We start from the raw sequence: 15,226 nt of genomic DNA, 5'->3' as shown, positions 1-15,226 counted from the left end.
CCATGAATTGGTCGCTCGCCTTCGAACCGCTCATCACTTGGCCGCTGCTCGCCGTGGTTCTGTTGCCGCTGCTGCTGCTGGCGCTGGTCGGCCTTTGGTTTCGCCAGCGCGGCGCGATCTTCCGCCTGGCAGCCCTGATTGCGCTGGCTGCGGCGTTGCTCAATCCGGTATTCCTCGACGAAGAGCGCGAGCCGCTGAAAAGTATCGTCGCCGTCGTCGTCGATCGCAGCCAGAGCCAGGATATAGGCAACCGCACCAAGCAGACCGACGCGGCCTTGGCCGGGCTTCAGCAGCGTCTCGGCCGCTTCAAGCAGTTCGACGTCCGTGTCGTCGAAGCCGGCAAGTCCGAAGCCGCCGACGAGCGCACCGAGACGCGGTTGTTTTCCTCGCTCGAAAATGCTTTCCGAGACGTGCCGCCGTCGCGCATTGGCGGCGCCATCATGATCACCGACGGCGAGGTGCATGACGCGCCGCTTGGCGCACCCGACTTCAATGCCCCTCTGCATGCGCTGATTACCGGCAACGACCATGAAAAGGACCGTCGCATCCGCTTCGAGAATGCGCCGCGCTTCGGCCTCGTCGGCAAGCCGCTCGACATGACCTATCGCGTCATCGCCACCAACAACGAAACCGGCCCGGTCGATGTCCGCGTATCGGTCAACGGCGAGCAGGTATCGGTCGAGCACGCCAACATCGGCCAGGCGATGCCGCTGCAGGTGACCATTCCCAGCGCCGGGCGCAACATCGTCGAACTCGCCATCGACCACGAACCGGGCGAACTCACCGATACCAACAACCGCGCCATCGCGCTGATCGACGGCATCCGCGAAAATCTGCGCGTGCTGCTCGTGTCCGGCGAACCACATGCCGGCGAGCGCACCTGGCGCAATTTGCTGAAATCCGACGCTTCGGTCGACCTCGTGCACTTCACCATCCTGCGCCCACCGGAAAAGCAGGACGGCACGCCGATCAACGAGTTGTCGCTGATCGCCTTCCCGACACGCGAGCTGTTCGTCGAGAAGATCAAGGATTTCGACCTGATCATCTTCGACCGCTATCAGCACCGCGACGTGCTGCCGATCCTCTATTACGACTACATTTCCGAATATGTCGAAAAAGGCGGCGCGCTGCTAATCGCGGCAGGCCCCGAATATGCCGGCGAAAGCTCGATCGCCCGCACGCCGCTGATGTCGGCGCTGCCGGCAATGCCGACCGGCGAGGTCATCGACAAGGCCTTCTACCCACGTCTCACCGATACCGGCCAGCGCCATCCGGTCACGCGCGGGCTCGACGGCTCCGCAACCGAGCCGCCGCACTGGAGCCGCTGGTTCCGCACCATCGGCGTCGAGAACCCCGAGGGCGAGGTGGTGATGAAGGGCGCCGACAACCGGCCGCTGCTGCTGCTCGACCGCAAGGGCGAAGGCCGCGTCGGCATGCTTTTGTCCGATCAGGGCTGGCTATGGGCGCGCGGCTTCGAGGGCGGCGGCCCGCATGTCCAGCTCTACCGACGCATCGCCCACTGGCTGATGAAGGAGCCCGAACTCGAGGAGGAGCGGCTGACCGCCGACGGCCGCGGCATGGTGCTTGAAATTCGCCGCCAGACGATGAGCGACGACCCCGGCCCGGCGCAGGTCATCACGCCGTCCGGCAAGGCACTGATCGTCAGGCTCGAGAAATCCGAGCCAGGCGTCTTCCTCGGCAGCGTCGAGACCAGCGAAATCGGTCTCTATCAGGTCGGCAATGGCGACCTGACGGCATTGGCCCATGTCGGGCCTGTCAACGCGCCGGAATTCACCGACGTCGTCTCCACCGAGAACCGGCTGAAACCGCCGGCTGAGGCAACCGGCGGCAGCGTTCGCCGGCTGGCGCCGGCCTCGGCGATTGGCAATCTCACCAGCACTGTCACGCTGCCCTCCATCGTCCCGGTTCGTGCCTCGGGCGCTGCCTCCGGCAACGACTGGATCGGCCTGCGCACCACCGACGACAGCGTGCTCAAGGCCGTCTCGCGCGTGCCGCTGTTCGGCGGCTTCCTCGGCCTCGGCCTGCTGCTTCTGGCGATGGGCTCGATGTGGTACCGCGAAGGACGGTAGTTCCCTTCTCTCTCCCTGCAAACGGGGCGAGGGAGGAGCTCTATTCCTCCGGCTCCGTCGTGAACATCAGCGGGTAGCCCTTAGCCTTGCCGGCATCGGTTGCCCGCGCCGCCTTGGTCTCGGCGACATCCCTGGTGAAGACGGCGACGACACAGACGCCGCGCCGGTGAGCGGTGATCATAACCCTATGTGCCTGGTCTTCACTGAGCTTGAACTCGGCCTTGAGCACCGTCACGACGAATTCGCGCGGCGTGAAGTCGTCATTGACCAGGATGACCTTGTAGAGCTTCGGCCGTTCGACCTTCGGCTTCGTGCTGGTACGGGGTTTTGTCGTGATTTCAGGCATTGGACCGGCAATTGCGTACGACAGCTTTGCGGTCATTTTGACATGGGCAAAAGCGGTCGTCCATTCAACCGCGCGCGATCGGCTTCCCGGCGAGCGCAGTTCACAAATCCATGCCTATGTGGGAACTGCCGTTTGGCGTTCAACCGGCGGTGTGGGCCGGGACCGGCCGTACTGTCTGCACGCAACAAAAGATGACCGCTCCAGGCAAATCGCAACTGGAGCGGTCTTCTCATACGGCAGAAGATGTCGCTTGATCAGGCCTTCGGAGCTGCCTTGACCGCGTGCTTCTTGTGCTTCTTGACGGTCTTCTTGGCAGCGACCTTCTTCACGGCCTTGGCCGGCGCAGCGGTCGTCGTTGTCGTCGCAGCCGGGGTGGTGGTCGCGGCATTGGCGCTGCTGGCGCCGAGAACCGGCATCGAGAGGGCCAGCGCGATGGCGAGACCGAGGGCGGAGAGGAGGGACTTTTTCATGGCTTCACTTCCTTTTTGTGCAGATCGGATTGAGTGTCACTGAACGGGATCGATCGGTGTCACTCCAAGCAGCTTCAAAGCGTTCGCGAGCATCCGGATTCCCTGTGCCTGTTTCTTGTTGGCGCAGAACCGGTTTCCCTTTCTTTGAAGTGCTTTCGCCGCGGTGACCTGCGTTGCCGCGGCATGGGTTTCGAGGGCTTCGTCAAACTGGCGGTTCAGATCGATGCAACGCTCGCTGCGGGTGGTCGCCACCTTTGCATCGGCCGCCTTTGAATTGGCCGCCTTTGCATCGGCCAGCTTTGCATCGGCATGTTCGACCGCAGCCGTGACGAGCGAAATGGAAAGCAACGCACCCATCAGACTGATCGAGAACCTTTGCATTGGTCTGTCCGTAATCCCGTAACGCGTGTCGCAGCCGATGACCTGACCGCCACGGCACCACTTATGCCTTTGTTTTTTTTCGGCAGTTTTTCCGGATTGTAGAATTTTGTTTCTGGATTGTTTCTGGGCGGCCCGGATCGAGCTGCCGATCTCCACTGGCCAACTTATGGCCTGAATTCTATCGTCTGGCTGACGGCCGAAGCACCGCTTGGGCGATCCACAAATGACAGGTTTCCTGTGAAATCCGACCCCCACATACTGATCGTCGACGACGACAAGGGCATTCGCGACCTGCTTCAGGAATTTTTCCAGAAGCGAGGGCTGCATACATCGGTCGCCGCCGACGGCACCGAGATGGAGACCGTGCTGCGCCGCGCCCAGGTCGACCTGATCGTTCTGGACGTCATGCTGCCCGGCAAGAGCGGCCTGGAGCTCTGCCGCGAGTTGCGCGCCAATTATTCGACACCGATCATCATGCTGACCGCGGTCACCGAGACCACCGACCGCGTCGTCGGCCTGGAGATGGGCGCCGACGACTACGTGCCGAAACCCTTCGATCCGCGCGAGCTGCTCGCACGCATTCGTGCCGTCTTGAGGCGTAATGGCACCGCCGAACCGCGACGTGCCGCTTCGCGGCAGATCTACCATTTCGCCGGCTGGACGATGGACTGTTCGCGCCGCCGGTTGATGGCGCCCGGCGACGTCAGGATCGAGCTAACGATGGCCGAATTCAATCTCCTGCAGACCTTCGTCAAGAGCGCGCAACGCGTACTGAGCCGCGAGCAGCTCATCGAGCTGTCCGGCGGCGACAGCGGCTACAGCTTCGACCGCAGCGTCGACATTCTGGTCAGCCGGCTGCGGCGCAAGATGGAGGACGACCCGAAAACGCCGAAGCTGATCCTGACGGTGCGCAGCGGCGGCTATCAGTTCCTGCCTGAGACGACCTCCGAATGAGACGCATTCTGCCGCAAACGCTGCCGGCCTGGGTGCTGCTCATCGTCATCGCCGGCCTGCTGATCAGCCAGATCGCGACCCTCTACATCGTTTCGCGCGACCGTGCCGCCGCCAATGAAGTCGTCGATCTCTACCGGCTCAACGACCGCGCCTTCTCGCTGGTACAGCTGATGCATGATGCTACGCCGGAACAGCGCAAGGCGACGGCCTCCGGCCTGTTCAACGCCACTTACGCGCTCACCGTCTCCGGCACGCCCGCCGTCACTTCGTCGATAGCCGGCGACGACGAGCTGGCCGAATTGGAGGACATATTGGTCGGTCGGCTATCGAAGTTCGGCATCACCGACGCGCGGGTCCGCCGCGACCCGGCAACGCACGAAGCCGACGCTCCCGGTGGGACGGTCGCCGGTCCCGATGTTGGCCAGGTCGAGCGCGACCTGCTGGTGCTGGCCGCCGATTTCGCCCAGAGCGACAAGCTGACCGCTTCGCTTCGCTTTGCCGACGGCCAATGGCTGAACTTCACCGAACCGAACACGCCGGCCGGGCCGATACTGAGCTTCGATAGCCTGCCGCTCTATGCCTTGATCGCCGGGCTGGTGGTGGCTTCCTCGATCTGGTCGCTGCGCCGGCTGACGGCGCCCTACCGGATGATGGAGACCGCGGTGAAGCGGATCGGCGAGGACCTGAAGAGCCCGCCGATCGCCGAGAGCGGCAGCCGCGAGGTGCGTACCGCGGCGAAGGCGGTCAATGCCATGCAGGCAAGGCTGCGCGCCTATGTCGAGGACCGCGAGCACCTCGCTGCGGCGCTCGCGCACGACCTGCGCACGCCACTGACCAGGATGCGGCTGCGCCTCGAACTGCTCAGGAATTCGACCATTCGCGCCGCACTGGGGCACGACCTCGCCGACATCGAAGGCATTGCCAGCTCGGTCATCGACTTCGCCACTTTCGAGGTGACCGAGGAGAAGAGCGAGAGGATCGATTTCTGGTCGCTCGTCGAATCGGTCGCCGACGGCTACAAAGAGGTTTCGTTCGACAATGACGATGCGCGCTCGCGCGGCCTGATCTGCATAGCGCGGCCGGTCGCGCTGCGGCGCTGCGTCACCAACCTCGTCCAGAATGCGGTGACGTACGGCAAGAAGGCGCATCTCAGCCTGCGCCAATCGGACAGGACCATCACGCTGGCGATCCGCGACGAGGGGCCGGGCATACCGCAGGCCGAGCTCGACGCCGTGTTCGGCTCGTTCGTGCGCCTGGAACAGTCGCGCAACCGCCAGACCGGCGGCCTCGGCCTCGGCCTGACCATAGCCCGCAATATCGCCCGCGGCGCCGGCGGCGAAGTCAGCCTGTCCAACCATCCCGATGGCGGCCTGTTGACGGAGCTGCGCCTGCCGCTGGCGGTTTAGCTTGCGGTATCGGGCTAAGCTGGCGTTCCTTCGCGCCCCCCTCTGTCCTGCCGGACATCTCCTCCACAGGTGAGGAAATTGGCTGTCGTCGCCGATTTCGCCAACTACAAACGTTGGAGTGTGAGAGCCGTCTGCGAAACCGCCGATCTCCCCCAAGTGGGGGAGATGTCCGGCAGGACAGAGGGGGGCGCGACAGAACTCGGCGTTGGTCTTGGTTCTCTCCCCAAGGAGAAAAACTACCTTCGAAGCACCGCGCTCAGCACATCCCTGACGCCGATGGCACCGACGAAGCGCGACTGATCGTCGAACAGCGCCACCGGTGCAGTCTGCGAGCGATGCATGGCCAGCATCACGGTCTTCAGCGAGGTGCCGGGATTGGCCCAGAACACCTGCGCCGTCTCTTCCGCCTGGGCTTCGACATCGGCGCAGGACACCCATACCGCCGGCTTGCCGTCGCGCTCGGCCGCCGCCACCAGCCCATGCTCGTCGATCTTGAAGCGCGTCGTCTTGCGCCGGTCGAGCCACACCCAGCCGTTCTCGCCGTGCTCGAGGTCGCGGCGGTCGCGCATGACGTTCCAGGCGGTCAGCACCGAGAGCGGGTTCACATTGGCGATGAAGTCGCGGACATAGTCGTTGGCGGGCCGCAGCACGATGTCTTCCGGCGCACCGGTCTGCACGATGCGCCCGCCCTCCATGATGGTGATGTGGGTGCCGATCTTCAGCGCCTCCTCGAGGTCGTGGCTGACGAAGATGATGGTCTTCTTCAGCTCGGCCTGAAGCTGCAACAGCTCGTCCTGCAGCTTGGTCCGGATCAGCGGGTCGAGTGCCGAGAACGGCTCGTCCATCAGTAGGATCGGCGCCTCGGTGGCAAAGGCGCGCGCCAGGCCGACGCGCTGCTGCATGCCGCCGGAAAGCTCATGCGCGTATTTCTTCGACCACTGGTCGAGATGAACCAGCTTCAGCTGTTTGCTCACCCGCTCCTTGCGCTCGGCTTCCGGTACGCCGGCGAGCTCAAGGCCAAGGCCGACATTTTCCTCCACTGTGCGCCAAGGCAGCAGGCCGAACTGCTGGAACACCATTGCCACCTGCTTTTGCCGCAACCGCCGAAGCGTCGCCTCGTCGCAGGTGACGACGTCGACCGTACCATCGCCGTCCTTGACCAGCACCTGGCCGCGCGAGACGACGTTCAGCCGGTTGACGGCCCTGAGCAGCGTCGACTTGCCGGAGCCGGACAGGCCCATCAGCACCGAAATCTCACCCTCGTGCACGGTGAGGCTGGCACCGGCACAGCCCAGCACGTTACCGGTCTGTTCGAGGATCTCGGCACGGGTGGCGCCGCTGTCGATCAGCGCCAGCGAACCGGCCTGGTCGGCGCCAAAGACGATGTCGACATTCCTGAAATCGACGGCGACGGTCATTTCTTGCCTCCCACGCCGATGCGCGTCATTCGATCAAGCACGATGGCGAGCACGACGATGGCCAGACCTGCCTCAAGCCCGAGGTCGATCCGGCGCGACCCGAGCGCCCGGTTGATCTCTGTGCCGAGGCCGCCGGCGCCGATCAGGGCGGCGAACACCACCATCGACAGCGACAACATGATCGATTGGGTCAGCCCAGCCATGATGGTCGGCAGTGCCGAAGGCAGCTCGACCTTCCACAGCAGCTGGCGCTTGGTGGCGCCGAACGCTTCGCCCGCCTCGACGATCGATTTCGGCACCGAGGTGACGCCGAGATGGGTGAGCCGAACCGAGGTCGGGATGACGAAGATGATGGTGACGATCAGGCCGGGCGCGTTGCCGAGGCCGAACAGGGTCAGCACCGGGATCAGGTAGACGAAGGTCGGCAGCGTCTGCATCAGGTCGAGCACCGGCAGCATGACGCGATAGATCTTCGGCTTGTGCGCGGCCCAGATGCCGAGCGGCACGCCAATGGCCATCGAGACGGCGGCGGCGGCAACGACCAGCACCAGCGTCTCCACTGTCTGCTTCCACAGGTTCTGGTTGAGGATGAACAGCAACCCGATGAACACCGCCAAAGCAAGGCCTTTCGAACGCTGCAGGAAATAGGCGAGCAAAGCGATCAGGGCGATCAGCAGAACCGGCGGCAGCAACAGCAACCCGTCGACGATGCCATCGAGCAGGAAGTTGAGGCTGTTGGAGAAAGCCCTGAAGACGGTGTCGAAATTGTCGGTGAGAAAGCCGAAAAACGCCTTCCCCCACGCGCCTATGGGGATCTTGTAGCTGACCAGGAATTTGGAGATCGGATCCATCTAGCCCCTCTTCTGCCGGCGCCGTCCTTTGCCGGACGGTCATCTTGTCACAGGATATGAAAAAGGGCAGCCATTTCTACCGTGGCTGCCCCTTGTCTCGTCATGCCAGATGGTCGGGTCAGCTTCCGAGCGCTGTTTTCACCGCTGCCGCCGCGTCGCCGCCGTCGAAGGTGGTGACGCCGGCGATCCAGGGAGCAACCGCGTCCGGGTGCTTCTTCAGCCAGTCGGTCGCGACCGTATTGGCGTCGCCGCCCTTCAGGATCGCGTCCATCATCTCGCCTTCCATGTCCAGGTTGAACTTCAGGTTGGTGATGAACTTGCCGGCGTTCGGGCACTCGGTCGTATAGCCCTTGCGCACGATCGTATGCACGGTGGCGGCGCCGAAGCCAGTGTCGCCCATGCCGTCGAGATAGGTGATCTTCATGGCGCCCATCACCGGATGCGGCGTCCAGCCGAGGAAGGCGATCCATTCATTGTTTTTGATCGACTGCTCGGCCTGGGTGAGCATGCCGGCTTCGGACGATTCGACCAGCTCGAAGCCTTCGAGATTGTCGGCCGGGTTCTTGATCATGTCGAGGATGATACGATTGCCGTCATTGCCGGCCTCGATGCCGTAGATCTTGCCGTCGAACTTGTCCTTGAACTTGCCGAGATCGGTCAGCGTCTTGACGCCGGCGTCGGCGACATAGGTCGGCACGACGATGCCGTAGCCGGCACCGCTCAAATTCTCGCTCACGGTCTCGATGGAGCCTTCTGCGGTGTAGTCCTTGATGTCGTTGGTCATCGACGGCATCCAGTTGCCGAGGAAGACATCGAGGTCCTTGTTCTTCAGCGACGCCATCGTCACCGGCACCGAAAGCTGGATTACCTGCGGCTCGTAGCCGAGCGCGGTGAGCAGCACCGAGGCTATACCGGTTGTCGCCTGGATGTCGGTCCAGCCGACATCCGACAGACGAACCGCCTTGCAGCTTTCCGGATCGCCGGCGAAGGCCGCAGTCGTGGATAGAAAAGCCGCCAGGCCGAGACCGGCGACGAATGAATTCATGCGCGACATAGAAATTCTCCCATTTCAGTTCTCGGTGAAGCGAAGTGGCGGTTTTATCTCCACCTTTGTTCCGTCAGCCAAACACCATTCTGCTGCGGTTTCAAGCACTAAGGCAACCACGATCAACGGCGCAGGCTGGTCGATCAACGACACGCCCGCCGCTTTCCGGATGGAAGTCGTCTTTTCCCGGTGGAATGTAGGCGCTCCCCCTCCCCGCTTTGTTGCAACTCGGCTTAAAAGGACGGCATGGCCAAGCTGTACTTCCACTATGCGACGATGAATGCCGGCAAGACGACGATGTTGTTGCAGGCCTCGTATAATTACCGCGAGCGCGGCATGACGACGATGCTGTTCATCGCCGGCCACTATCGCAAGGGCGATACCGGGCTGATCTCGTCGCGTATCGGCCTGGAGACGGAAGCCGAGATGTTCCGCGACGGCGACGACCTATTCGCCCGGGTCGCCGAGCATCATGACCACGCCACGGTCCATTGTGTCTTTATCGATGAGGCGCAGTTCCTCGAAGAGGAGCAGGTCTGGCAACTCGCCCGCATCGCCGACCGGCTGAACATCCCGGTCATGTGCTACGGCCTGCGCACCGATTTCCAAGGCAAGCTGTTTTCCGGCTCGCGCGCCCTGCTGGCGATCGCCGACGACCTGCGCGAGGTGCGCACCATCTGCCGCTGCGGCCGCAAGGCGACGATGGTGGTGCGCCTCGGCGCCGACGGCAAGGTGGCCAAACAGGGCGAACAGGTGGCGATCGGCAAGGACGTCTATGTCTCGCTCTGCCGCCGCCATTGGGAAGAGGAAATGGGCCGCGCCGCCCCAGACGATTTCATCGGCTTCACCAAAGCCTAAACCAGCGCTATTGCTTTCATCCGACCTCCCGGCTGACATTCGTTCCGCAATCGCGCCATTGCGGCCTTTGTTGAGCGTGCTGCCTATTTTGATCCACTGCCAGAGCCGTCGGGAGTTCCCATGCTTCGAGTAATTTCGTCTGCAACTGCTTTCCTCATTGCCGGCATCGTTGCCGCGCATGCCGACGGCGATGCTGCTCTCGGCAAGAAGGTCTTCAACAGATGCATGGTCTGTCACGAGGCAACGAGCGACCGCGACAAGGTCGGCCCGCATCTGCTTGGTGTCGTCGGCCGCACCGCCGGCACCGCGGACAGTTATCTCAGCCGTTACTCGCAGGCGATGAAGGATGCCGGCGCCGCCGGTTTGGTCTGGGACGAAACAAACCTTGCCGAATACCTGCGCGCGCCCCGGCAGAAGGTCCCCGGTAACAAAATGGCCTTCTCCGGCCTGACCAGCGACGATGACATCGCCAACGTCATCGCCTACCTCAAAGCCGATCCCAAGCCCTGAGCGTCGCTCCCGAGCAAAAGTCCAGCCGAGGTCGAAGCGGTGCCTGACCGGCCGGCAGTTACAGCGTAATCATGGCTTGATTATCCTGCAGTCGCCTCCTGAAATTCTTTGTTTTCCTGTAATCCCATGTCTTCCGTCTTTCATTCGCCAAACCCGGCACATATATTCGCGGCGGTTTGCGAAACGAAACCGATGCCGAAGCGGGAGGCCCCAATGGCGACATTGCAGAATTTCGATGCCGAGATTGCCAAGACCAAGCAGGTCGTGCAGGACATGCGCACCAAGATTGAGCAGTCCGGTGCCGTGCTCGACACGCTCGCCACCGCCGACAAGAAGATCGGCGACGCCAATTTCGACATCGAGAATGCCCGCATCGAGGATGTGCTGAAGCAGCAGAAGGTGATGGAAGGCAATATCGCCGACCTGATCATCGGCCTCGAGGACGCCACCAACGTCTTCGGCGCCGAATTCGAGAGCATGAAGAACTACACCGGCTGGGAAAGTTTCGTCGGCGTCTTCTCCAGCCAGCGCAAGCAGCGCATGCGCACCGACCGCGTCCGCAACATGTCGCTGGCCGGCAATTTGCAGGAGCTGCTGGCGAAGTCCGACACCATCGTCGGCATCCTCAAGGCGCAGAAGCAGGTTCTCGACACGCGCTACAAAACCTCCGAGGCCAGCCTGTCGCAGGTGATCGAGCGCCGCAAGACCACGATATCCAATCTCGAGACCGTGCAGAAGCGCATCGAGGAGCTCAACCCGATGCTGCTCGACATCGAGAACAAGATCGCCGCCTCGACCAGCCAGAAGGAGCGCACGCAGCTTGAAGGCGAGCGTTCGAAACTGGCCACGGAATACAACGAGAAGCAGGCCAAGGAGCAGGAATTGCTGGCCGAAAGCCAGACGCTGGAGCGCTACACCTCGATGTTCCAGACCTTCGTCGATTCGCTCAACAACCAGATCGCGGCGCAATCGACGCTGATCAACAAGCTGACCATCGATACCGAGCAGCGCATCGTGCTGTACAAGGCGCTGGAAGATTCGCTGAAGACCGCCGCCCAACAGGATGTCGCCCACAAGATCAACACGCTGGGCAGCCAGGTCGACAACACCGCCGAAGAGACCATGGCCGGCATTGGTGCTGCCTCGCAGAAGCACATTGGCGATCTGCTTGAAATGCACGAGAAGAACATGGTCGCCACCGCCGACATCCAGCGCCGCAAGAAGCTCGCCGACGATGCCTTCGCCCGCCGCTTCGACGACGTGATGAAGAAGCACAATTCGGCAAATTACGTGCAGTCGTAATTGCTGCACGTGCACTGCTCCCAAGGGCTGGCAGCATGACCCCCGAAAACGAAGCGGCGGCGCGCTATTTCTCGGCGATCGCGGCGGCACTTGGCGGCCTCGAAGTGTTCATGCGCGACGATCGCTCGCCGCTCTACCGGCACGGCATCGTCGCCAAGATCGTCGCCGAATATATTGCGCGGCTCGACAAGTCGTTCTCATGCTGGCGCAACCGGCTGGGCTTCACCGAGACGTTCCGCATCTCGCGCGCCGAAAGCGGTTTTCCGGTCTTTCAGAACCTGCTCGAGCTGGAAAACGACCGCCTCCAGGCCGATGCGCGCCTCGCCAACCTCCCGCTGGCCGGCGAGCTGCGCGAGGAAATGGCGGACTTCATCCTGCGCCACAAGGAATTTCCCGAAGCGCTGCAGAAATCGATGGCCGAGCGGCTCTACCTCGAAGACGTCAAGAGCGAGACCACCTTTGGCCCGTTCACGCTGGCCCAGACGGCCAAGGTTTCGGTCAATCCGAAGACGTTGCGGCCCTATTATCTGGTCCACTGGGCCTGCTTCGATGGCAGCGCCAACCTGCCGCTGGTCTATATGGTGACGGTCGAGGATTCCTCGGATGACATGATCCGGCAACTGGTCGACTCCGGCGGCAAGCTTAATGAGAGGGTCGACATTCCGCTGCCGGTCGACGGCCTGCTCAATCCCGAGCTCGCCCACCGTTTCGACGATTTCACCGAGAAGAATTCCGCCTACACGCTGTCGCCGGCGACCATCGCGGTCAACCTCGACAAGGATTTCGAACCGCTGCATCCCAAGCAGCTGCGTCGCGTCGTGCTCGGCCCGTTCTATTCTGCAGGGATTACCGACAACAATTCGACGGTAAGCGAAGTGCTGGCCAAGGTGCGCAAGCCGGAAAACGCCTGGCTGCTGACCTGGACCATCCAGGAGGTCTTTTCCAAGGCCGAGAAGCCAGGCCGCAAGGGGCTGTTCTCGAGCGAAAAGACGACGCAGGAATTCTTCATCAATACCGACGATCTCGAGGCCGCGCGCCAGGGCGTGTCGAGCTATGAGAACCATGCGCTGATCCCGCACGAGGCCTATCAGGCGCTCTATGCCGCCGGCGAGGCGCAGAAGATCTTTTCGGGCTACAAGGTCCACATCCTGTCCAAAGGGCAGGTCATCTCAGATGTCTGACAACGAGACGGCAGCACCAGCACCCACATCACACCGCGGCACTGCCGTGGTCATCGTAAATTTGGCGGCGTGGCTCATCGCCGCTTTGTTGCAATATCTAGTTCCAGAACGAGTCTCTACCGCCATCGCTGGCGCAGCTGTCTTATCCGGAGCAATTGGCGGCGCGTTGGCATCAACGAATTCCCTCAAAAATGCCAGTCTCACCGGCTTCGCCGGAGTTGCCTCTACGATCCTCATATTGTCCTTGTATGTGCCCTTCACAGGGTTTCGAATTGGTGTAGCTGTTGGCGGAATAGGGACTGCTTTCGATGCTATCGTTGCTTTTACTTCCTTCTATGCATTGATGTTTTTGTTGATCTTCGCGATCGAGTATGCGGCCAGCCTGTTCGGACGGAAATAGCAGAAGGCACGAGGCGGAGTGCGATTGACATGAGGTACCCATGGACACCGGCCTGACAACGATTTCGGAAGCGGCAATTGAAAAGCACCGCGCCACGGCGCAGAGCTTCCTCACCCGCATCGTCGTACTGGAGGACCCTTCGCGCGAATCCGGTACCGCTCTTGCCGGCACCAACCGCCGCTTCGTCTCGACCGTCTCGGTCGGCTCGGTCAGGCGCACGCGCGAGGTCGAGCTTTCCAAGACCGTCGCCGCCGTCCATCCCGACGACCAGTTGCTGAGCATTGCGCAGCACATGCTGCTGTTTCGCACCCGGCGCGGCGCGGCAATCGCGTTGGCCATATCGGACGTCTTTGCCGAAGGCTCCGACCTCGAAAGCCTGCAGGCGAAAAACGCCCGCGCGCCGCTCGAAGGCGACGAAGCTGCCACCTTCAAGAAGCTGCTGTCGGCCTCTGCCTACATCTCCGCCTTCAGCCTCGCCTCCTATTTGTTCCAGCTGATCGACAGCGACGGCGAGGCGCCGAACGACACGCCCGAGCCGGACTTTCTGTTCGACACCCCGCAGGATGCGGTGAAGTCGATCGTGGCCGGGCTCGACAGGGCGATAGCAGGTTCGAAGGACGACGCCGACCTGATGACCCGCGCCCGCGCCTTTGCCCGCGTAGCCATCGACGGGCTGTTGGCGCGAAAGGGCCGCTTCGACGGCATCGGCCCGTTCGAGAACGCCCATATCCGCATCGACGTCGACGATTTTACCCTCGATGGTTTCGACGTCGCCCCTGGCAAGCGGGCAAAACCGCTGGTGATGACCTTCAAGAAACCGGAAGAGGTCGTCGGCAACCACATCGCCAAGTACCAGTCGGTAAAGCTCGCCAAGATGCTGATGGCGTACGACTTCGAGCGCGAGCTGAACCCGTTCGTCGAGCTTGGCGGCTTCCTGTTCACGTTTATCGGCGACGGCGCGCCCGGCACCGGCAAGACGACGCTGATCCAGATGATCGCCGGCCTCGTCAACGGTTACTGCCAGGTCGCCGGCTATCCCTTCGCCTACGAAAATTTCGGCGTCGACCAGATCTCCTCCTACCAGGGCAAGTCCGGCCAGAACTGCCGCCAGTTCATCAACAATGTGCTGAACCCGCGCGTCATCGGCTTCGGCACCATCGACGATATCGACCAGGTCGCCGCACGCCGCTCAGACGACCGCGCCTCGGCCGGCCAGCAGGAAATCACCGGTGTGCTGATGGACGCATTTGCCGGTGCGGCAACCGTGGTGCGCGGCAATTGCTCGTTCGGCATGTTTTCCAACTACCCCGAAAACGTCGACGACGCGTTGCGCCAGCGCGCCGGCGCCCGCTGGCTGGTCGACGGCCCGCAGAGCCGCGACGACTACATCGACATCTTCGTCCTGCTCGCCGGCAAGAACCACAAGATCCCGCTCGGCGACCACAAGCTCTATGCCGCTCAGGAAATCCAGCGCGCGGTGATGGAGGCTTACGAGGAGCATGAGAAGCCGCAGGAAGACGGGCTGATGGAGGTCTATGAGCGCTACATGAAGGAGAACGGCGCGCCGAAGTCGATGGCCGATATCGGCACCTATCTGCACTTGATCAAGGATGCCGAGCCGCGTTTCACCGGCCGCGCCATCAAGAACGTCACCGACGCGATCAAGATGCGCGCCATGGACATCGAATTGCCCGACGAGTGGTTCGAAAAGCCGGAAGCCTTCATGCACAAAAGCTACGACGACAAGAAGGCGATGATCGAGGAACTGCGCGGGCCGTTCTCGATGGACATGGTCATGCAGGAGATCAACCGCTACGCGGATTCCGAATTCCGCTATTCCGACAAGTCGGACGATGCGGCGGTGACCAAGATGATCCGCGACACCCGTCTGCGGGAGCGTGCCGTCCGCGAGATCGAGGAGTTGAAGAAGAAGGGAATGTGGAATGCGTGATCTTCCTTCTCACCGGATAGCACTGTTTCCGGTGCGATGCATAAGCTCCCACAGCAACGCTGA

At 62.3% G+C, this 15,226-nt stretch carries 16 protein-coding genes; 9 read left to right on the top strand and 7 right to left on the bottom strand.

The window, feature by feature from the left end:
• The first annotated feature begins 2 nt into the window (after positions 1–2).
• A complete protein-coding gene (locus NKH63_RS24840; RefSeq protein WP_352482073.1) occupies positions 3–2,090 on the top strand; it encodes a hypothetical protein in 2,088 nt (695 codons plus the stop codon).
• Between the two features lie 40 nt (positions 2,091–2,130).
• Here the strand turns inward: NKH63_RS24840 and clpS are convergent, their stop codons facing one another.
• The 3 genes from clpS to NKH63_RS24825 all read right to left on the bottom strand — a co-directional run bounded on the left by clpS (position 2,131) and on the right by NKH63_RS24825 (position 3,287).
• Entirely contained in the window at positions 2,131–2,436 is a 306-nt protein-coding gene (clpS, locus tag NKH63_RS24835) for an ATP-dependent Clp protease adapter ClpS (protein ID WP_023719223.1), read from the bottom strand.
• 254 nt (positions 2,437–2,690) lie between these two features.
• Positions 2,691–2,906, bottom strand: a complete 216-nt coding sequence (locus tag NKH63_RS24830) for a hypothetical protein (protein WP_023719224.1) — start codon at positions 2,904–2,906, stop codon at positions 2,691–2,693.
• 36 nt (positions 2,907–2,942) lie between these two features.
• Positions 2,943–3,287, bottom strand: coding sequence for a hypothetical protein (locus NKH63_RS24825; protein ID WP_023719225.1), 345 nt, complete (start codon positions 3,285–3,287; stop codon positions 2,943–2,945).
• Positions 3,288–3,524: 237 nt separating this feature from the next.
• On the opposite strand from NKH63_RS24825, the gene NKH63_RS24820 reads away from it, so the two are divergent.
• Positions 3,525–4,241 carry a response regulator gene (locus NKH63_RS24820; protein WP_023719226.1) on the top strand — a complete coding sequence of 239 codons (717 nt, stop codon included), beginning with the start codon at positions 3,525–3,527 and terminating at the stop codon, positions 4,239–4,241.
• The gene (locus tag NKH63_RS24815) at positions 4,238–5,647 is read left to right on the top strand and encodes an ATP-binding protein (protein WP_352482072.1); all 1,410 of its coding nucleotides are present in this window, start codon (positions 4,238–4,240) and stop codon (positions 5,645–5,647) included. The genes NKH63_RS24820 and NKH63_RS24815 overlap by 4 nt, the downstream gene beginning before the upstream one ends.
• Before the next feature lie 236 nt (positions 5,648–5,883).
• Here the strand turns inward: NKH63_RS24815 and choV are convergent, their stop codons facing one another.
• From choV to NKH63_RS24795, 4 genes are all read right to left on the bottom strand, one after another.
• Positions 5,884–7,065: a choline ABC transporter ATP-binding protein gene (gene choV / locus NKH63_RS24810; protein ID WP_352482071.1), complete on the bottom strand. Its 1,182-nt coding sequence runs from the start codon at positions 7,063–7,065 to the stop codon at positions 5,884–5,886.
• Entirely contained in the window at positions 7,062–7,916 is an 855-nt protein-coding gene (gene choW / locus NKH63_RS24805; protein WP_023719230.1) for a choline ABC transporter permease subunit, read from the bottom strand. The genes choV and choW overlap by 4 nt, the downstream gene beginning before the upstream one ends.
• Positions 7,917–8,034: 118 nt before the next feature.
• On the bottom strand, positions 8,035–8,970 hold the full coding sequence (gene choX, locus NKH63_RS24800) for a choline ABC transporter substrate-binding protein (RefSeq protein WP_352591725.1): 936 nt from the start codon (positions 8,968–8,970) through the stop codon (positions 8,035–8,037).
• 15 nt (positions 8,971–8,985) lie between these two features.
• A complete protein-coding gene (locus tag NKH63_RS24795; protein ID WP_280940418.1) occupies positions 8,986–9,114 on the bottom strand; it encodes a hypothetical protein in 129 nt (42 codons plus the stop codon).
• Between the two features lie 93 nt (positions 9,115–9,207).
• Here NKH63_RS24795 and NKH63_RS24790 point away from each other — a divergent pair, with 93 nt between their 5' ends.
• From NKH63_RS24790 to NKH63_RS24765, 6 genes are all read left to right on the top strand, one after another.
• Positions 9,208–9,819, top strand: coding sequence for a thymidine kinase (locus NKH63_RS24790; protein ID WP_023719232.1), 612 nt, complete (start codon positions 9,208–9,210; stop codon positions 9,817–9,819).
• Positions 9,820–9,939: 120 nt separating this feature from the next.
• A complete protein-coding gene (locus NKH63_RS24785) occupies positions 9,940–10,329 on the top strand; it encodes a c-type cytochrome (RefSeq protein WP_352482068.1) in 390 nt (129 codons plus the stop codon).
• A 213-nt stretch (positions 10,330–10,542) separates the two neighbouring features.
• Positions 10,543–11,631 (top strand): hypothetical protein, encoded by a 1,089-nt coding sequence (locus NKH63_RS24780; protein ID WP_352482066.1) that lies wholly within the window; start codon positions 10,543–10,545, stop codon positions 11,629–11,631.
• A gap of 35 nt (positions 11,632–11,666) precedes the next feature.
• Positions 11,667–12,812 (top strand): hypothetical protein, encoded by a 1,146-nt coding sequence (locus NKH63_RS24775; protein ID WP_023719235.1) that lies wholly within the window; start codon positions 11,667–11,669, stop codon positions 12,810–12,812.
• Entirely contained in the window at positions 12,805–13,212 is a 408-nt protein-coding gene (locus NKH63_RS24770) for a hypothetical protein (protein WP_352482064.1), read from the top strand. Before NKH63_RS24775 ends, NKH63_RS24770 begins: the two co-directional genes overlap by 8 nt.
• A 40-nt stretch (positions 13,213–13,252) precedes the next feature.
• Positions 13,253–15,163 (top strand): AAA family ATPase, encoded by a 1,911-nt coding sequence (locus tag NKH63_RS24765; RefSeq protein WP_352482062.1) that lies wholly within the window; start codon positions 13,253–13,255, stop codon positions 15,161–15,163.
• The last annotated feature ends 63 nt before the right edge of the window (positions 15,164–15,226 follow it).

This window comes from Mesorhizobium sp. M0960, from assembly GCF_040319055.1.
Taxonomy (GTDB): domain Bacteria; phylum Pseudomonadota; class Alphaproteobacteria; order Rhizobiales; family Rhizobiaceae; genus Mesorhizobium.
Note: the sequence above shows the minus strand (reverse complement) of the source record. Positions and strands in the feature narration are given on the sequence as shown.